At 51.7% G+C, this 18760-nt stretch carries 18 protein-coding genes and 1 CRISPR repeat array (1 of these 19 running past the window's edge); of the genes, 13 read left to right on the top strand and 5 right to left on the bottom strand.

All coding sequences use genetic code 11. The annotated features are described in order from the left end of the window. A CRISPR array of direct repeats spans positions 1 to 4; the repeat unit is 37 nt (it extends 1729 nt beyond the left edge of the window). A 208-nt stretch (positions 5 to 212) separates the two neighbouring features. The 4 genes from cas2 (M0R33_RS15170) to cas2 (M0R33_RS15155) are packed head-to-tail and all read left to right on the top strand — an operon-like array spanning position 213 to position 2511. Continuing rightward, complete coding sequence (gene cas2, locus M0R33_RS15170; protein WP_292570968.1) at positions 213 to 497, top strand: CRISPR-associated endonuclease Cas2; 285 nt, start codon at positions 213 to 215, stop codon at positions 495 to 497. Positions 498 to 500: 3 nt separating this feature from the next. Then, entirely contained in the window at positions 501 to 1457 is a 957-nt protein-coding gene (cas1, locus tag M0R33_RS15165) for a CRISPR-associated endonuclease Cas1 (protein WP_292570966.1), read from the top strand. Further along, a complete protein-coding gene (locus M0R33_RS15160) occupies positions 1457 to 2200 on the top strand; it encodes a CRISPR-associated endonuclease Cas1 (protein ID WP_292570963.1) in 744 nt (247 codons plus the stop codon). The genes cas1 and M0R33_RS15160 overlap by 1 nt, the downstream gene beginning before the upstream one ends. Continuing rightward, on the top strand, positions 2200 to 2511 hold the full coding sequence (gene cas2, locus M0R33_RS15155) for a CRISPR-associated endonuclease Cas2 (RefSeq protein ID WP_292570960.1): 312 nt from the start codon (positions 2200 to 2202) through the stop codon (positions 2509 to 2511). The genes M0R33_RS15160 and cas2 (M0R33_RS15155) overlap by 1 nt, the downstream gene beginning before the upstream one ends. A gap of 391 nt (positions 2512 to 2902) precedes the next feature. On the opposite strand, the gene M0R33_RS15150 is transcribed toward cas2 (M0R33_RS15155), so the two are convergent. Next, positions 2903 to 3505, bottom strand: a complete 603-nt coding sequence (locus tag M0R33_RS15150) for a peroxiredoxin C (protein ID WP_292570957.1) — start codon at positions 3503 to 3505, stop codon at positions 2903 to 2905. Between the two features lie 240 nt (positions 3506 to 3745). On the opposite strand from M0R33_RS15150, the gene M0R33_RS15145 reads away from it, so the two are divergent. Then, positions 3746 to 4258: a hypothetical protein gene (locus M0R33_RS15145; RefSeq protein WP_292570954.1), complete on the top strand. Its 513-nt coding sequence runs from the start codon at positions 3746 to 3748 to the stop codon at positions 4256 to 4258. 64 nt (positions 4259 to 4322) lie between these two features. Here the strand turns inward: M0R33_RS15145 and nadC are convergent, their stop codons facing one another. After that, positions 4323 to 5162, bottom strand: coding sequence for a carboxylating nicotinate-nucleotide diphosphorylase (nadC, locus tag M0R33_RS15140; protein ID WP_292570951.1), 840 nt, complete (start codon positions 5160 to 5162; stop codon positions 4323 to 4325). Between the two features lie 117 nt (positions 5163 to 5279). On the opposite strand from nadC, the gene ampD reads away from it, so the two are divergent. Continuing rightward, a complete protein-coding gene (ampD, locus tag M0R33_RS15135; protein ID WP_292570948.1) occupies positions 5280 to 5852 on the top strand; it encodes a 1,6-anhydro-N-acetylmuramyl-L-alanine amidase AmpD in 573 nt (190 codons plus the stop codon). Here the strand turns inward: ampD and nudE are convergent. Then, entirely contained in the window at positions 5814 to 6374 is a 561-nt protein-coding gene (gene nudE, locus M0R33_RS15130) for an ADP compounds hydrolase NudE (RefSeq protein ID WP_292570945.1), read from the bottom strand. The genes ampD and nudE overlap by 39 nt on opposite strands. Before the next feature lie 106 nt (positions 6375 to 6480). Here nudE and yrfG point away from each other — a divergent pair, with 106 nt between their 5' ends. Then, positions 6481 to 7149, top strand: a complete 669-nt coding sequence (gene yrfG / locus M0R33_RS15125; protein WP_292570942.1) for a GMP/IMP nucleotidase — start codon at positions 6481 to 6483, stop codon at positions 7147 to 7149. On the opposite strand, the gene rhlB is transcribed toward yrfG, so the two are convergent. After that, positions 7085 to 8416, bottom strand: coding sequence for an ATP-dependent RNA helicase RhlB (rhlB, locus tag M0R33_RS15120; RefSeq protein WP_292570938.1), 1332 nt, complete (start codon positions 8414 to 8416; stop codon positions 7085 to 7087). The two genes, yrfG and rhlB, sit on opposite strands and share 65 nt — an antisense overlap. Before the next feature lie 101 nt (positions 8417 to 8517). Here rhlB and trxA point away from each other — a divergent pair, with 101 nt between their 5' ends. The 5 genes from trxA to M0R33_RS15095 all read left to right on the top strand — a co-directional run bounded on the left by trxA (position 8518) and on the right by M0R33_RS15095 (position 13917). Next, positions 8518 to 8844, top strand: coding sequence for a thioredoxin TrxA (gene trxA / locus M0R33_RS15115; RefSeq protein WP_013820898.1), 327 nt, complete (start codon positions 8518 to 8520; stop codon positions 8842 to 8844). A gap of 177 nt (positions 8845 to 9021) precedes the next feature. Next, positions 9022 to 10278 carry a transcription termination factor Rho gene (rho, locus tag M0R33_RS15110; RefSeq protein WP_292570936.1) on the top strand — a complete coding sequence of 419 codons (1257 nt, stop codon included), beginning with the start codon at positions 9022 to 9024 and terminating at the stop codon, positions 10276 to 10278. 176 nt (positions 10279 to 10454) lie between these two features. Then, a complete protein-coding gene (locus M0R33_RS15105; protein ID WP_292570933.1) occupies positions 10455 to 12155 on the top strand; it encodes an ABC transporter ATP-binding protein/permease in 1701 nt (566 codons plus the stop codon). A 7-nt stretch (positions 12156 to 12162) separates the two neighbouring features. Continuing rightward, a complete protein-coding gene (locus M0R33_RS15100; protein ID WP_292570930.1) occupies positions 12163 to 13281 on the top strand; it encodes a glycoside hydrolase family 5 protein in 1119 nt (372 codons plus the stop codon). Between the two features lie 108 nt (positions 13282 to 13389). Continuing rightward, a complete protein-coding gene (locus M0R33_RS15095) occupies positions 13390 to 13917 on the top strand; it encodes an SLATT domain-containing protein (protein ID WP_292570927.1) in 528 nt (175 codons plus the stop codon). 132 nt (positions 13918 to 14049) lie between these two features. On the opposite strand, the gene M0R33_RS15090 is transcribed toward M0R33_RS15095, so the two are convergent. Next, the gene (locus M0R33_RS15090; protein WP_292570924.1) at positions 14050 to 14694 is read right to left on the bottom strand and encodes a response regulator transcription factor; all 645 of its coding nucleotides are present in this window, start codon (positions 14692 to 14694) and stop codon (positions 14050 to 14052) included. An 824-nt stretch (positions 14695 to 15518) separates the two neighbouring features. Between M0R33_RS15090 and M0R33_RS15085 the strand changes: the two genes are divergently transcribed. Then, on the top strand, positions 15519 to 18758 hold the full coding sequence (locus tag M0R33_RS15085; RefSeq protein ID WP_292570920.1) for a response regulator: 3240 nt from the start codon (positions 15519 to 15521) through the stop codon (positions 18756 to 18758). The last annotated feature ends 2 nt before the right edge of the window (positions 18759 to 18760 follow it).

Genomic DNA, 18760 nt, shown 5'->3' with positions numbered 1-18760 from the left:
AGATTTGTTATATTGTGAGGGCATAAATTCATCAAGTTTATTTAAGTCGAAGAAAAAATACGATTTCGTTATTCGCGACGTAGGCGTCGCTCCTGCGTGGGTAGGAGCGACGCCTACGTCGCGACTTAAAAATTCAGCCCCGGCTTACGGATTCAATTTCCGACAAGCTTGCCAACACAAACGGTTGGGCTTTTCCGGCTTAAGCTAATGCCATGACTCAACGGCAACTCTATCTGGCGGCTTACGATATTTCCTGCAACCGGCGACTGCGCAAGGCGCTTTATGTATTGCGTGGCTATGCCTCGGGTGGGCAAAAATCGGTGTTCGAATGTTTTTTGACCGACGCTGAAAAACGTAGGCTACTGGAAGACATTGCCGATGTCATAGACCCTGTGGAAGATCGGTTCATTGTGTTGCGTTTGGCGGGTACCAAACACATCCGGACGCTAGGCAAGGCGGTGCCACCACAGGATGGTTCGTTTTACTATGTGGGGTAAAGGATGAGCAGTTTGTATCTGGATCGTAAGAATCTAGGCATCAAGTTGGACGGTCAGGCGCTTGCGCTTTACGAGGATGGTACACGTAAGGGCTCTGTGCCCCTGCACTTACTGGATCGGGTGGTGTTGCGCGGCAATGTACAATTGGAAAGTAGGGTATTGGGTGCATTAAGCGAACGGAATATCGGTTTATTGGTTTTGTCCGGGCGTAATACCGAAGCGACGGCGATGTTGGCCGGAAGGGCGCATAGCGACAGTGCCAGGCGTTTGGGCCAATATGCCATCAGCATGGATCCTGATTTGCGCATGCCTTTAGCGCGTTGGCTGGTTTTGGTCAAGGTACGTTCGCAGCTGCGTTTGTTGAAAGAAGCGATTCACGAGCGGGCCGATTTGCGGCATCCTTTGACCGGCGCCGTACAGACCTTGTCCGGCATCATTGGCAGGTTGCGTGAAGAGCAATTGACCCAGTCCCTGGAAAGTTTGCGAGGCTATGAAGGCGCGGCCGCCGCCGCCTATTTTGGCGGGTTTACCCGCTTATTTGCCCCTTGTTTGAATTTCACCGGTCGCCATAAACGTCCGCCGCCCGACCCAGTTAACGTCTGTCTGTCCTTGGGCTATACCCTGTTGCATTACGATGCCGTGCGGGTATGCCATATCGTCGGACTGGATAGCATGTTGGGGTTTTACCATGACGTGAGTTTCGGCCGTGAATCGCTGGCGTGCGATTTGATGGAGCCATTACGGCCGATAATGGATAATTGGGTGTGGCAAATGTTTCGGGAGCGGGAACTACGTCAGGAGCATTTCAGCGCTGACAATGGTCGCTGCTTGCTAAACAAAACCGGCCGGCAGCGATTTTATGGGTTTTACGAATCACATGCCGGGGCGGCCCGACGATTGTTACGCCGTTACGCGCATGCATTGAATAAACGGTATCAACTGGTTTATGAGGCCCGCTAATGCGACCTCTGTATATTGACGGTTCCCCCGGTTGCAGGGTGGTATTGGACGAGCCGGCACTACGCATTTCGCTGACCGATAAAGCCGATCAACTGTTTCCAATGTCCAGAGTGTCGCGGGTGGTTTGCAAGGGCGTGGTGGAATGGTCAATGTCTGCGTTGCTGGCCTGTGCCGATGCCGGCATTTCGGTATTGTTTCTGGAGAAAAACGGTGATTTGCGCGCCAGATGGCTGGGACGTGCCAGCGATAGACAAGCATTGACCCAGCGCTTGATCGATTTGCTGGCACGCGCTGATGGACCATCGCTATATGAGAATTGGCGGCTGTCCATGGAAAAACTGGCGGCGCGCAGCTTTGCCCGACGTATCGGCTTGCTGGATTGGCGGGAAGTGTCGGTAGTTACATTGCGTCGGCAGTTGTTTGTCAGCTTAGGTAGTGGGGGACGGCAATGTGCGCGTCTATTGCAAAACATATTGCACGCCGAGCTACTGGTTTGGTTGCCGGAGGCCGATTTTGTAAGTGATGATGAAGCCTTACTAGCCAACGATCTAGATTTGGCGGCGTTTGTCAGTCAATTGCTGCTATGGGATTTTTATCCACTCTTGCTTGACGACGATACGGTGTCTAGAGCGGCGCCAATGCAGGCTATGGCAACGCTGTTTCAACAACGCTCTGATCGTTGTTATTTGCTCTTCCGCAGCACAATTAATAAATTGCATCAATTTTTGCTGTCTGTAAGCTAATGGCCGACAGCCAGTTAGGTTTGTATTTGATTGCCTATGATATTGCCAATCCCAGGCGCTTGGGCAAGGTGCATCGGATACTGAAAAAACAGGGCTTGCCGGTGCAATATTCGGTGTTTGCTGTGGTCATAAAGCGGCCAAGGTTGTTGCGTTTGCTGGAACGCATCGAACAACAGATCGAAGAAGTCGAGGACGATGTGCGCTGTTACCGGCTGCCGGCCAACGTCGACACCGTAACCTTGGGTAAACAGTATTTCCCGCAGGATGTGATGCTGTTTACCGGTGGCGTGAACCGGATTCTGAATGATTAAAAACTATTGGCACCTCGGACAACCTGATGTATCAACATTACGGTACGGGTCCGAAATAGCATGGGCACAGGAGGTGACCCTGCCAGCTTGTACTGTATAAATGCCTAAACCAGCACAAGCCGCATTGGCAGTATACCCAGTTTCGGTATGAGTTTTGTGTGATTATCGCGGGTGAACCAGCCGAGAGCTCTCCAGCTATGGGGAGCGGTTTTAAGTTAAAGCGGGCAGGCTGGCAAATTACTTTTGTGTTCAAGCTCATGGAGACGCCTGCCGTGGCCGAAAAAGTCGGCCGGATTTGTCCGGGCTAATATGTTTTGGATAAAGATGCTTTTTAAAAAAGGCGCATTGCCGAAACAATGCGCCTTTTTTTCGTCCGCGGGACAGCTAAAAATTACAGCTTGTCAGCATTTTGGCTCAGATATTCCGCAACACCGGCAGGGCTGGCGTTCATGCCTGAGTCGCCTTTATTCCAGCCGGCCGGGCAAACTTCACCGTGTTCTTCATGGAATTGCAGCGCATCGATCATGCGCAGCATTTCGTCGATATTACGGCCCAGCGGCAGGTCGTTAACCACTTGGTGGCGGACCATGCCGTTTTTGTCAATCAGGAAACTGCCGCGGAATGCGACGCCGATTGAGGATTCAACATCGTAGTCTTTGCAGATGCTGTGGCTGATATCTGCCGCCAGCGTGTAACGGACAGGGCCGATACCGCCCTGATTGACGGGGGTATTGCGCCATGCGTTGTGGGTAAAGTGTGAGTCGATAGAGACACCAATGACTTCCACGCCGCGGCTTTTAAATTCTTCGATACGGTGGTCGAATGCGATCAGTTCGCTTGGGCAGACAAAGGTAAAGTCCAGTGGATAGAAGAAAATTACGGCATATTTTCCACTAGTTGCTTCAGAAAAACTGAACGCGTCAACGATTTGGCCATCGGCCAGGACGGCTGGAACTGTAAAATCAGGTGCTTGCTTACCTACTAAAACGCTCATCGATTCTTCTCCAAAATTACTTATAAAACAAAAGGTTATGAGGGTGTTTGCGCCTATGTAATAGGGCTGGAGGCTATTCTACACTAAAATACTGTGGAATTATGTATCAATCCTAGTAAATTAAACTTGCGCAACTGACAAATTCACGTTAATTTGTAGTCTAACGCTTACATGACTAACGGATGGTATCGGATAAACAGGATCATCTTGTGGGCTTTTGTTGAATGAATGGTTGATGGTATGGCAAAAGTTAAACATATTACAGAACCCGATGCTTTTGGTTTCCAAGTTCGCATCGTCAGACGCGGCAAAGAAAGCAGTCGCTATTTTTCTCATAAACTGTGGGGCAGCAAAACCAAGTCTTTAAAGGCTGCCATCACATGGCGGGATCAAATGCTGGTAGTGCTGAAAGGCAGTAAGACCCGCTTTTTAAAGCCGCCTAAGAATAAAACCACCACCGGAGTGACCGGCGTATCCCGTACGATTAAATTCGATCACCGCAAGGATAAAAGTTATTTATGCTACACGGTGTTTTGGGTGAAAGACGGTAAATCACGGAATAAAACTTTCCAAGTCGGCAACGTGCAAACGGTTACGGCCGATGATGAATTGCATGCATTTCGTACCGCGCGCTTGTTCCGCAGCTGTTATGAGCATGCCATCGATCACGATGCGCACTTCGACGATAGCAAATTTGTAAACTGGAAAAAACTCCGCTTGTACGAGAACGAAAATCTCAACGTGGTTTCCTAAGCAAATGCCGGTCGGTTAGCGAGCGAAGCATTGGCCGGTTTTTATAAAACCAGCCAGTGATTCGCTATGGCTGCGCGGGCAATAATTCGATTCGCATCGATAAGTCGATAGCGTTGATGTGTTTGGTCAATGCGCCGATTGAAATGTAATCGACACCGGTTTCGGCGATGCCGCGTATGGTATTCAGGCTGATATTGCCGGATGCTTCCAGTTCGACTTGACCTTGATTCAGCGCGACTGCCCGTTGCAAATCAGCGGTAGTGAAATTATCCAGCATGATACGGTCGGGTTGCGCCGTTAACGCTTCCTGCAATTCGGCTAGGGATTCCACTTCGATTTCCACCATGACATCGCTAAGTTCCCGGGCTTTGGCTATCGCCGCACTGATGGAGCCGGCGGCGATGATGTGGTTTTCCTTGATTAAAATCGCGTCGAATAAACCGATACGGTGATTGACGCAGCCGCCGCATTGAACGGCGTATTTTTGCGCCAATCTCAAGCCGGGGATGGTTTTGCGGGTATCCAAAACCTTGCAAGCCGTGCCGGCGACTGCTTGTGCATATTTACGCGCAACGCTGGCGGTTGCCGACAGGGTTTGCAAAAGGTTTAACGCGGTGCGTTCGCCGGTCAGTAAGGCTCTGGCGGGGCCGTGAAGTTGACACAGCAGACTGTCGGCGGCAACTTCATGCCCTTCCTGATGAGCCCACTCAATGACGATATGCTTGTCCAGTTGTTGGAATACCGCATCGAACCAGCTCTGGCCGCATAACACCATATTTTCGCGCGTTACCACTCGGGCGCTGGCTTGGGTGGTTTCCGGAATGATGTTGGCGGTCAGGTCGCCGCTGCCCAAATCTTCGGCAAGATAGGCGGCAATGTCTTCCAAGGCAGGCTGCGGTTTCATGGATGTCCAAATTTAATATTAAGATAGCGGCATTATAAACCAAGCCGAAACGCAGCTAGCGTTATTGGCTCATGCCAAGTTGGGGGAACATTTGCCATTTATGAAAAATACAGCCGAATGAACATTCTCGATCATCGCATTGATATTGCGCCTTTTCGGCATTCGCCAAACTGCGATGCCAGGCCTGATGCCGCCGACATATCTCTGTTGGTGATTCACTGTATCAGCTTGCCGCCCGCGCAGTTTGGCGGTGCTTATATCGAGCAATTATTTTGTAATTGCCTGGATCCCAACGCCCACCCGTATTTTCAGGAAATAGCCCAGCTTAGGGTTTCCGCGCATTTATTGATACGTCGGGGAGGCGAGTTGTTGCAATTCGTGCGGTTCGATCAGCGGGCTTGGCATGCGGGTGTCTCGCAATATCGGGGCCGTGAGCGCTGCAATGACTTTTCCATTGGCATTGAGCTGGAGGGTTCGGTGGATCAGCCTTATTGCGAGCCACAGTATCAAAGGCTGATTGAGGTTACTAGACTGCTGCTTAAGTACTATCCTGGGCTGAATCGGGAGCGGATAGTCGGGCATAGCGATATTGCGCCTGGAAGAAAAGACGATCCGGGCGAGGGGTTTGATTGGCGAAAATATCGTGCCGAATTAGCTGTCGATTCGGTCGCGGAGATAGGCCGCGGTTAAAAACAGTGCCGCTATCGAACGTGCTTCGCTGCATTCGCCACTACTCATCAGTTTGTCGATTGCGTGTATGCTCCACGGCACCACTTCCAACTCTTCCGGTTCGTCTCCCGCTAATTTTTCCGGATAAAGCCGTTCGGCGAGAATAATGTCGATGGTATGTTCCAAATAAGCGGGGGCCATGGATACCGTATGCAGGTGCTGTAGCATTCTGGCGCCGTAGCCCACCTCTTCCTTTAATTCCCGGTTGGCGGCGCTTAAGTTATCTTCGCCCGGGTCTATTTTGCCTTTGGGTAGGCCTAATTCGTAGCGATGCAGGCCGGCGGCATATTCCCTGACCAGCAAAACGGTGTCATGGTCTAACATCGGTACCACCAATACCGCACCGTTCGTGCCGCTGCGCGCCAAACGCTCGTATTGGCGGTGTTGGCCGCTGCTAAATTCCAGCTGTAACGACTCGATACGGAACTGGCGGGTTTCGGCAATCACAGCTTTGCTGTGAATAATGGGCATTTTCCGGGACATGGCGAAACCAGCGGTTGTAGACGGGCTAATCGTAACAGAGCCGGGATGACAACGCTCCGGCTTTTTCGCTACCATCACGCACAAACGTAATGGCGGAGAAATAAATATGCTGGAGTGGGCAAAAATCGAAACCGTATTGCTGGATATGGACGGCACTTTATTGGATTTGAATTTCGATAATCATTTCTGGCAGGAGTTTGTACCGCAACGGTTTGCCGAACTGCACGGTTTGCCGCTGGCGGAGGCCAAATATCAATTGCGACCGCGCTTCAAAGCCATGGAGGGGCGTTTGGAATGGTATTGCCTGGATTACTGGAGTGCTGAGTTGCAGCTTAATATTGCCGGTTTGAAGCAGGAGCTTGCCGGGCTGATTGCGGTACATCCGCATGTCACCGAATTTTTGGAAGCGGTACGGGCTAGTGGTCGGAGCCTGTTACTGGTCACAAATGCTCATCGTGACAGTTTGAGCTTGAAGATGGAAAAAACCTGTCTGCAACAGTTTTTCGACAAGATTGTTTCGTCGCACGATTATGGTTTGGCCAAGGAGCAACCGGGTTTTTGGCAGACGTTACAGGCTGATCATATATTTGAAAAACACCGCTGCCTGCTGGTCGATGACAGCTTGCCGGTGTTGCGGGCGGCGCAAAATTTTGGGATTACGCAGTTGGTATCGATCAGCAAACCGGATAGTCTAGCGCCTATTCGGGAGATTACGGAGTTTCCGGCAGTGGAGGATTTTCGGGCGCTGATGAAGGGGCTTCTTCCGTCCGCTTAGGCTTAAATTCTCTAGGTTTCCTATCCTGTCGCGGCCGTTGCGCGCGCTTGTCGTGCGGGACGACGCGCTCGCGCGGCTCTTTTCGCTGCGGTTTGACGACATCTTCCACCAGCAATTCCGGGGTGATCGAGGTGACCGGCACCTTTTCGCCGATATAGTCCTCGATATCCGGCATCGAATACGCATATTCCTCGCAGATAAAGCTAATGGCTTCGCCGCTGGCGCCGAAGCGGGCGGTTCGGCCTATGCGGTGCACATAATCTTCCACGTCCTGCGGCAGGTCGTAATTGAACACATGCGATACGTCGGGGATATGTAAGCCGCGGGCGGCGACGTCGGTGGCTATCAACAGCGTGACTCGGTTTTCCTGAAAATCATTCAACAGGCGTTGGCGCTTTTCTTGCGGTACATCGCCGCTGAGCATGGCAACCTTGTAGCCATTGGCTTCCAAATAGTCGTCGAGCCGTTCCGCGCAACGTTTGGTATTGACGAAAACGATGCTGCGTTGGGGTTGATGGTATTTCAGCAGCCCCAGCAGCAGCGGAATTTTCTGGTCGTTGGCCGGACAGTAGGCAATCTGGTTAATGGCCTTGGAGGTGACTTCTTCCGATTCGATACGGATCAGCACCGGATTATTCATGTGTTCGTAAGCCAGCTCTGTAACTTTATACGACAGCGTGGCAGAAAACAGCAGATTCAGGCGTTTTTCCGGCGGCGGCATGCGGCGCAGCAGGAAGCGGATGTCCTTGATAAAGCCCAGGTCGAACATGCGGTCCGCCTCATCCATGACGGTGACTTGAATATTCTCCAGCGTAAAGGCATTTTGTTTATAAAAGTCGATAATGCGTCCCGGGGTGCCGATAATGATGTCGACATTGGTTTTGAGCTTGTCGAGCTGTTTTTGATAATCGGTACCGCCGTAGATCAAGGCCAGTTTTAAATTCAAATATTTGCCTAATACCAAAGCGTCTTTATGAATCTGGATCGCCAGCTCCCGGGTGGGCGCCAAGATCAGCGCGCGAGGGTTTTTGATCTGTTCGCTTTCGTCGTTGAGCAGGCGCTGAAAAGTCGCCAGCAGGAAGCTGGCGGTCTTGCCGGTGCCGGTTTGAGCCTGGCCGGCGACGTCTTTGTCGCGCAACGCCAACGGTAGCGACTTATCCTGTATCGGCGTGCAGTTGATGAATCCTGCTTCCTTAAGGCCTTTGATGATGGAGTCGGAAAGCTCCAGATTGCTAAAACATGTTTCCGTCAGATGTGCTTTTTTCATAGCCTGATAGCATATCGTAAAATGCCGTTCCGATGAAATCGATTGACAATCAAGGGTAGACATTACTATAGTTTTGGCTTTGTAAACTAGTGGAGAATGGCGTGAGCGACTTAGTCCTTCATGTATCAGATGCTGATTTTAACGATACAGTAATTAAAGCCAACGGTCCGGTGTTAGTAGATTACTGGGCGGAGTGGTGTGGTCCCTGCAAAATGATTGCGCCGGTTCTGGACGAAGTTGCAGCTGAATATCAAGGCAAATTGACCATTGCCAAACTGAATATCGACGAGAACCCCAAAACGCCTCAACATTACGGCGTGCGCGGCATTCCGACGCTGATGCTGTTCAAGGGTGGCGAAGTGGAAGCGACCAAGGTGGGGGCTCTCACCAAATCGCAGTTAACCGCATTTATCGATAGCAATATCTAGCATTACGCCCTCAATTGCCGGACTTTTCGGAAAACGTTTTGAGAAGTCCGGTTATTGCGCTAAAATCGTTCGCGCTTGCTCTTTACGCATCCATAATCTTCATAATTTTTTCCAACAACTACCTCTGCCATAAACGGTTTCATGCCGTTTTGCTTTTCTTCTTTCCCCATAACCCTTATGAATCTTACCGAGTTAAAACTTAAACAAGTCAGTGAAATTATTGCTATCGCCGAATCCTTAGGTCTAGAAAATATCGACAGAGCTCGCAAGCAGGAATTAATTTTCTCCATATTGAAGAAACAGGCAAAAAGTGGGGAAGATATATTTGGGGATGGTGTTTTAGAGATATTGCAAGATGGTTTTGGTTTTTTGCGCACGCCCGGGTGTTCCTATCTGGCCGGACCGGATGATATTTACGTCTCGCCCAGCCAAATCAGACGATTCGGTTTGCGCACCGGCGATACGGTCAGCGGCAAAATCCGTCCTCCCAAGGAAGGCGAACGTTATTTTGCGATGCTAAAAGTCGAAAGCATCAACTTCGAATCCCCCGAACACGCTAAAAACAAAATTTCATTTTCCAATCTGACACCTTTATTTGCCAACAAACGGTTTCGTTTGGAACAAGGCAATGGTACCAGCGAAGATTTGACCGCCCGTATCATCGATCTGGTTGCGCCTATCGGTAAAGGTCAACGTGGATTGATCGTATCCCCACCCAAGGCCGGTAAAACCATGATCATGCAAAGCATTGCCCATGCTATTGCCGAGAAGAATCCTGAATGCTACCTGATCGTGCTGTTGATCGATGAGCGGCCGGAAGAGGTTACGGAAATGGAGCGCTGCGTACGCGGCGAAGTGGTATCCAGTACCTTCGACGAACCGGCTACCCGCCATGTGCAGGTCGCGGATATGGTGATCGAAAAAGCCCGCCGTATGGTCGAACACAAACACGACGTGGTCATCTTGTTAGACTCCATCACCCGTCTGGCGCGTGCCTACAACATGGTAGTGCCGTCGTCGGGTAAACTGTTATCCGGCGGTGTGGATGCCAATGCCCTGGAAAAACCCAAGCGCTTCTTTGGGGCGGCCAGAAACATCGAGGAAGGCGGCAGTTTGACCATTATCGCTACAGCATTGGTGGAAACCGGCTCCCGCATGGACGAGGTGATCTTTGAGGAATTTAAAGGTACCGGCAACATGGAGTTGCATCTGGAACGCAAAATTGCCGAAAAACGTATTTATCCCGCCATCAACATCAACCGCTCCGGTACCCGCCGTGAGGAATATTTGGTCGATCCGGACGAACTGCAAAAAACCTGGATTTTGCGCAAAATTTTGCAACCGATGGACGAGTTGGCTGCTTCCGAATTTTTGCTGGGTAAACTGAAAGACTTTAAAACCAATGCCGAGTTTTTCGACTCCATGAAGCGCTAAGCATTTTTTTAAACGAAAAAAAGCCGGCTCGCAACAAAACCGCAGCCGGCTTTTTTGCGACTTTTATTCCGGTAGCCCGGTTACTGTTCCAAGCGGCGAGTGGGCCCCATCAAACACTTTTGTATTGTTATTAATGTAGCTAATTTGTATATTGCCTGCTCACCTGAGATAGGAGTATGGCATTGCAAACGACCAGCAGATTTTTTATTCAATTTATTCGCTTAGCCGGTCCTTTCTGGAATTCAGAGCATAAAGCGACCATTCGCGGTTTGACCTTGTCTTTGCTGGTTCTGACTGTTCTGCAAATTGCCGTCTCGGTTTACATCACGGTATGGAGCGCCGATTTATTCGATGCATTGGACCAACGTTCGATGTCCAGGTTGTTTACGCAAATCGGTCTGATCGTGCTGATTTTTATCGCCAATATTGCCATCACCGTCGCGCACTTAATGGTTAAACGCCGCATACAACTGGATTGGCGCGGTTGGTTGACGGATAAGTTGATTTGCCAATGGATGAACGATGGTCGGCATTATCTGGTGACGCATATTCCCGGCAAGCACGATAATCCGGATGGGCGGATAGCCGAGGATGTTCGCATCGCCACCGAATATGCCATCGATTTAATTCATAGCTTGTTTTACAGCTCATTGTTGCTGGTGAGCTTTACTCAAATCCTCTGGGATTTGTCGGGTACCGTTATTTTGGATTTGGGCGTTGTCCAAATCCCTGTGTTGGGCCATTTGGTCTGGATTGCCATGATCTATGCGGCCAGCGCCTCCATGCTGGGTTGGTGGATCGGCCGGCCATTGACCAAGGCGACCGACGATCGGCAAACCGTGGAAGCCAATTTCCGTTTTGCCTTGGTGAAAGCCCGCGAAAACTCGTTGGCAATCGCCCTGATTCACGGCGAACGGCACGAGAACCCACATTTTCACCGCTTGTTTGGCGACATCGTCGACGCCTGGAATCAACAAACCAAGGCCTGGGAACAGATCATGCTGTTCAGCTCCGGCTATTCGGTATTGTCGATGGCGTTTCCGATTTTGGTATCGGCGCCCCGCTACATACTCGGCAGTATTTCTCTCGGTGCGCTGATGCAATCGGCGCAATCTTTTCAACATTTGGTGTCGGCATTGTCGTGGCCGGTGGACAATATGGGCAAGGTCGCCGAGTGGCGCGCTTCGGTAGAGCGGGTTTTAGGCTTGGCGGGTGCATTGGAGCAACTGGAAAAAGAAATCGCCAAACCCGATCCGCACCGTATCCATTTGGTAAAAAAAGATCAGTCGGTATTACGCTTCAAAAACCTGTGTTTGTCCCGCTTGGACGGTATCGTTTGCATCGAAGCCTTTAATGACGAAATAAAAGCCGGAGACAGGGTGTTGATTGCAGGTAACGCCTTTACCGGCAATAAACTGTTTAAAGCCATCGCCGGTCTTTGGCCTTGGGGTGAGGGCGTTATCGAATTACCGGATGAAGAACCGATGTTTTTCATGCCGCCGCGACCGTTTTTACCTACCGGCAAACTGCGTTCGGCAATTTGTTACCCATCCAGCAGCAATGACTTCGGTCAGGATGATCTGGAATATGCGTTGAGTTTGGCCGGCGTCAGCGAGTTGATACCGCAACTGGACGATGTCGGCGATTGGGAAAAAAATCTGGAGCGGGAGCAACAACAGCGGTTGGGCTTGGTCAGAGTTTTACTGCAAAAACCCAAGTGGATCATGATGCAGGAAGCCTTCGACTCCCTGGATCCGGAAGGCGAAGTGGATATGATCAAAATCATCAACCGGAAACTGCCGGATTCGGCTATGTTGACGATTACCAAACAACCCACCATTCAAGCGATGCACAAGCGCCGTATCGTCTTGAGCTGAGGTGAACATGCAAAATGAGCTAAGTAAGCACGAGAAAAAACTTCGCGGCGTTAATCTCGGCGGTTGGCTGGTATTGGAAAAATGGATGACGCCGAGTTTGTTTGCCGGCATGGCGGCACGCGACGAGACCAGTTGGTGTGCCGAACTGGGCGACAAAGCCGAGTGGATATTGACTAAACATTGGCGGACCTTTATCAAGCGAGAGGATTTCGCCTGGCTGGCCGAGGTGGGTATCAATGCCGTGCGCATCCCGATCGGGCATTGGTTGTTCGAGGCCGATTATCCTTACCATGCCAGTTATGGCGATAAACCCTATCCCTTTGTGCAAGGCGGTTTGGACATTTTGGACCAGGCCTTCAATTGGGCGCACGAATTCGGCCTGGCGGTGGTGGTGGACTTGCACGCCGCGCCGGGTTGTCAGAACGGCTTCGATAACGGCGGTATCCAGGATGTTTGCGAATGGCATACCCGCCAGGAATATATCGACTATGCCTTAATAACCCTGGAGCGCTTGGCGCGGCGATATGGGAAGCATCCGGCATTATGCGGTATCGAAGTGCTTAATGAGCCGCGCTGGGATATCGACACCGAATTACTCAAACGTTTTACTCAGGCCGGTTATGGGGTTATCCGCCGACATTGCCGGGCGGACGACGTGGCTGTCATCTTTCACGACGGTTTTCGCGGTTTTCGCGACTACGAAGGCTTTATGTCGGGTCCGCAATACCGGAATGTGGTGTTCGACATCCACCGTTACCAATGCTTTATCCGCGAAGATGTGGAGCTGGATGTGTTCGGCCATATGCATAAGGCGGTGGTCGACTGGAAAAACGAGGCGGAGGAAATTATCCGCCATGCCGGCATTCCCACCTATGTCGGCGAATGGAGCCTGGGTCTGGATTTAAAAATGGCCGAAATTTGGGCGGAGGGGGCCTTCGATTATCCGCAATCCGGCATGGACGATTTTCAGTTAAATGTAGCCTATCGCGGTTACGCCGCCGCTCAGTTGGCCTGTTTCGAAAAATACCTGGGTTGGTTCTTCTGGAGCTACAAAACCGAAAACATGCTGCATTGGAGTTTTAGGGATTGCGTGGAAAGAGGCTGGTTGCCGAACCGGTTTGATTGACGGCTGAGCTCGATAGTCTTGGGACTTAAGCGATATTTTGGTATCCGTTAGCCGGCAACGGATATAAAATCGCTCAAGCCCTTTATGATTCGCTTGGAGTCCTCCGGCATGCCGAATTCTTTACCCAAGGTGGAAGCCTTTCTGACCGCGCTTAAAGAACAGCAGTTTTTTAAGGATGAAAACACCCAAGGCAGCGTGCTTTGGTACATCGGTTTTTATCAAACCCGCGCCCCCAATCGGCGTAAGCTGTTTCGAGCCGCTGGCTTTGTGTTGTTGTTTTTGAGTATCAGCCTGCCGTTTATCACCCAGTTATTTCCCGGCGAATTGCAACCGCAAGTAGCGTCCGGGATTGCCTGGCTGATAGCGCTGGTCGCGGCCGCCAATTCTTTTTTCAATTGGCAGAAAGCCTGGCAACTCTATACCCAAACCCAGCTGACCTTGCAGTTTGCGCTTTCGGAATGGGAACTCAGCACCGCCCAAGCCAAAGCAGCGGCCAGCGACGAGGAAGGCGTGGCGTTGCTGCAAGCGGCCTTACAAAAATTAACAAAGTCCGTCAGCGAAGCCGTGGCCAACGAAACCGCCCAATATTTCGAGGGCGTCAAAGTACCCGATGTCAATCCCGGCAAAAAGGGCTGATTTTAGACCGGTGGAACGGACGCTACGGCAGACTTACCGTCTTGCGGTAATTCGCGGCACGATGATAACGGGGCTTCGCGTGAATCAGCGCGGGGATGGGGCTTGCTGGATCCAAGCCGGCAGTGGGGTGGGTCAGCGCTGTGTCAAGCCTAAATTCACCGCAATGTGTGCGAGTTCGGCGGTGGTGTCAACTTGGAGCTTTTTCTTGATTTGGGTGGCGTAATTGGCAACCGTTTTATGGCCCAGGCACAACTGATCGGCAACTTTCTGCGCGGTCAACCCTTCCGCCAATAGTCTGAAGACATCGAATTCGCGCGGCGAAAATTCGGCCAGGACGGCCTGCTGGTCAATGCCGATCGCCGCCTCCCGCGGGTTTTTCAGCAATCCATGTTCTACATAACATTCGCCGCGCAGGATGGCGTCAATGGCCTCGGGCAGAATCTCCGGTGCGCTGTTTTTGGTGATATAGCCTTTGGCTCCGGCATTCAGCGCCCGACTGACGTAGACTTGTTCGTGGTGCACGCTGAATACCAAGATTAAAGCATCGCTATTGCGATGCAAAATCCGCCGTATGGTTTCCAGACCGCCTATGCCCGGCATCGACAAATCCATGACCACCACATCCGGCGAACATTCCTGATAGAGTTGAATGGCCTGTTCGCCTCTCGATGCCTCGCCGACCACTTCGATTTTTTCGCCGGCGGACAATAACATGCGGAAGCCGGCCCTTACTACGGCGTGGTCGTCCACTAATATGGCAGTGATTTTACGGTTCATACGTTAAAGGAATCCTGATGGAAGTCGCGCCTCTGGCCTTCTTTACAGTTAATATTCGCCCAAAACAGCGAACGGCATCGGCCAGTGAAATGGCCTAGACCGCTAGCGCCGTATATTCCCCCCCGGGGCGCTGCTAGCCGGAGTGAAGTCGGCACAATTTTTTCAGTCTTAAACAGCCATCGAACATATCACAGTTGCCCTAGGTAAGTTTCGAGCCCGGAAATTAAGGAAATTTTCCCGATAAGGCGTCGGTGCGCCGATATTTCAATAGCCTAGTAACCATTCTCGCTGGTTGTATAAATTCATAGAGTTCAGGTGTATTATTATCTAGTCGAATCAAATAAATCCGGGGCTGATGCTGCATGAGTTAAGGCACCAAAAAAGTGGGCCGGGCGCTCATTTCGTATTGTCAAGTAATTCCTGTAAATGATGGGGAAACTATTTAGCTGCTTCAGCTAAATGATAAAACGCTCATTCGTTACCGTCTTTCCGGCGTGGATCGCCGGAGTCGTACACCGCGAGGCGAATCCAGGCTTCAGGACGGATCGAAGCTTGCCCTTTCATGGCGCTGGATCGGCTTGCGCCATGATTGCCCTGCCCCTGCGTCCATGCAGCCGCTTCCTTTCACGGCTATGGCGGCCATTTTGCTGTTGCTGAAGCAGCTTTATAATCAGGACTATCTATGAAGGCATATTGGCCGAACACCAAAAAAACGCCAAGCACTATTAGCCGTTCAGACTTTGTCTTTGCTATAGGTTATCCGCATGACAGCCGAGACAGCAAACATGAATTCAGCACCGATTAAGAGGGTCGGCTTTTTTCTAATGCTTTTTTTGCCTGTGCTGGTTTTGATTGGTGCGGGCGGCTATTTCTTCGTCCGCTCCGATATCCGTTTTCAACGGCAACAACTGCGGGCAGCCGATGCGGCCGCCGCAAATATTGCTACCAATGCCTTGCGTCAAAACCTGCACAATTTGACCAACGATATTGATTTTCTGACCAACATGCCTCGCTTCAAGGCGTTGCTGGATCATCCCACGCTTAGCAATTATGAGCTGGCGGCCCGGAATTTCAGCATGTACATGGATACCCACGGCATTTTCGACCAAGTACGTTGGATAGATCAGTCGGGTATGGAACGGTTGCGGCTGAATTTCGTCGACGGAAAGGCGCAGGTTGTGCCCAGCGAATCGTTGCAGGATAAGTCCCATCGGCCTTACTTCCTCAATGCGATTAAAGTGCCCGTCGGAGCCATCTATATTTCTCCTTTTGAATTGAATGTGGAAAACGAGCGAATAGAGCGACCGTTCAAGCCTGTCATCCGCATGGCCATGCCGGTGATGGATTCCCGGCATGGGCGGCAGGGAATTTTGATCGTGAATTATCTGGGTCAACGTTTATTGGATGATTTTTTGGCGTCGGTTGGCGAGAATGGCAGGCGACTGTTTTTATTAAACGGGCAGGGCTACTGGTTGCATGGATTAAAAGCCGAGGATGAATGGGGTTTTGTGCTGGATCAGCCCACCACGCTGGCCACCCAGAAGCCGACGCTCTGGGCCGCCATCCGCGCGGCACCGCAAGGGCAACAATTAGACAGCGGCGGCATTTGGACGTGGAACAGGATAAATCCGTTAGAGGATGTTAACGCTGGGCTATACCGGAGCATCGGGCAGAGGCAAATTCTGGGGCATCACGATTACACGTGGCATATCGGCTTGCTGTTGCCCAGCCAGACCTTACAAAACATGCAGCAGCGCGCCTGGCAAAATGTCTATAAACCCATAGCCTTGTTGATGTTGTTGTTCTGTCTGCTCAGTGCCTGGGTAACCCACGCGCACGCCAAAATTCAGCAGTTGAATCGCGATCTTACGCGCCGCGCAGAACAGGCGCAGGCCGCCAACCAGGCCAAATCGCATTTTTTGGCCAATATGAGTCACGAGATCCGCACGCCAATGAACGCAATTCTCGGTCTTGCTTATTTATTGCAGCAAGCTTCCTTGCCTGGCGATGCCGGCGAATTAGTAGGTAAAATCCGCGCGGCCGGCCGTTCCTTGTTGTCCATTATTAACGATATTTTGGATTTTTCTAAGATCGAGGCCGGGTGTTTCGAAATTGAGCGGGCACCCTTTCAACTTCCCGACCTGTTGGAAAATCTTGCTACCATCATGTCCGCCAGCGCGGGCGAAAAAGATATCGAAATGGTGATCAACCCGCCGCCGACCATGGTGGATCAACTCTTCGGCGACCCATTGCGCCTGGAGCAGGTGCTGATTAATCTGATCGGGAATGCGATCAAGTTTACCGACCAGGGTCAAGTCGATCTTAGCATTACTGTGGTGAATAAGACCGAGCGCCAGGTTACGCTGCGTTTTGCGGTGCGGGATACCGGCATTGGTATCTCGGCGGAAAAACAGGCTGAAATCTTCGCGCCTTTCAGTCAAGCGGATGTCTCCACTACTCGCCGTTTTGGCGGCACGGGACTGGGGTTATCCATCAGTTGCTGGCTGGTGGACAAAATGGGCGGACAAATGGGCATGAGCAGTCAGGTGGGCCGCGGCAGCGAATTCTGGTTTACCCTGGGATTTGATATCGCCGAAAATGGTCCGGTTTCCGCGCCGGAAATGAGCCGCTTGGAGGTGCTGATTGCCGATGATAACCCTATCGCTCGCGACGCATTGGGCAACAGCGTGGTCGCGCTGGGTTGGAAAGCCCAAGTCGTCAATTCCGGTGCGGCCGCCGTGCATTATTTGTTGATGCGGGCCGCCACCTCTGCCAGCCCTCAGTCAGTTATCCTTCTGGACTGGAAGATGCCGGGCATGGACGGTCTGGCCACCGCCAGAGCCATTCGCGACGCCATTAGCGACAATTCCGATCCCATTATTATTATGGCCACGGCACACTCCCGCCAGGCCCTATTGGGCTTGCCTGACAGCAAGTTGGTGGATTCGGTGCTAACCAAGCCGGTCACGCCTTCCAGTCTGTATAACGCTGTGTCCGACGCATTGGCCGCGCGTAGTGCTGACAAAGTGCTAGAAAGGGCTTCCCAAGGTCAAAGGCTGGCCGGGCTTAGGCTGTTGGTGGTGGACGACAGCGATATTAACCGGGAAGTCGCGCAGCGTATCTTTGCGGCTGAAGGTGCGGACGTTACCTTGATCAGCGACGGTCAGCAGGCTTTGGAATGGTTGCGGGCCCATCCCGGATCGGTCGATGCGGTGCTGATGGACGTGCAAATGCCAAAGATGGACGGCTATGAGGCCACCCGCCGCATCCGCAAGCAGCGTGTGCTGGCCCGTCTGCCCGTGATAGCCTTGACGGCCGGTGCCTTCAAGGACCAGGAAGACGCCGCCAAAGCCGCCGGGATGAACGACTTTATTTCCAAACCGTTCGATGTCGATTGTGCCATTTCGCTGATTCAAAAACTCACGGGTTATAGACAGACTCCGCAACATACGGCTGTTTCCCCGCCGGATGTCGGTGGTGCGCCGCTTTCGGAAGCGGATTTGGACGCGGAAAAGGGTTTAGCCATTTGGCAAGACCCGCTGGTTTGTCGGCAATATCTGCGTAGGTTTGTTCAGGAATACGGTAACTGCGCAGCCGAAATCGCCAAGCTCGCCCCTCCGGACGCCGGCGCTTTGGCGCATAAGCTCAACGGTGCGGCGGGTACGTTGGCGCTGAATAAATTATCCCTGTTGGCCGGCGAGGCTGAGCGTCTGTTATGCGCGGGCGAAGACTCGAAACAGGTGTTGGTGCAGTTGAAATCCGCGCTTCATGAGGCGTTGGCCGCAATAGATAGATATGCGCCTCCCGTCGCAATCGGTAGCGCGGACCGAGCGGTCGCGGCGGCGGATCCCGGCCAACTCGGCGCGCTGCTTGTCCGTACCTTGCATGCCTTTAATTCGGATGACACGCTGGTAGTACTGCCGCTATTGGCTGAATTAGACGAGATTTTGCCGGCAGATAGTCTGATTCCTTTACATGTTGCCGTAGAGAACTTTGATTTCAGAGGGGGGGAAACTGCTACACGGTTACTGGCCTTTCAATTCGATATTTCGTTGGAGAACTAGCC

It is taken from the genome of Methylomonas sp., assembly GCF_023228165.1.
Lineage (GTDB): Bacteria > Pseudomonadota > Gammaproteobacteria > Methylococcales > Methylomonadaceae > Methylomonas.
This window is presented reverse-complemented; position numbering and strand designations above follow the sequence as displayed.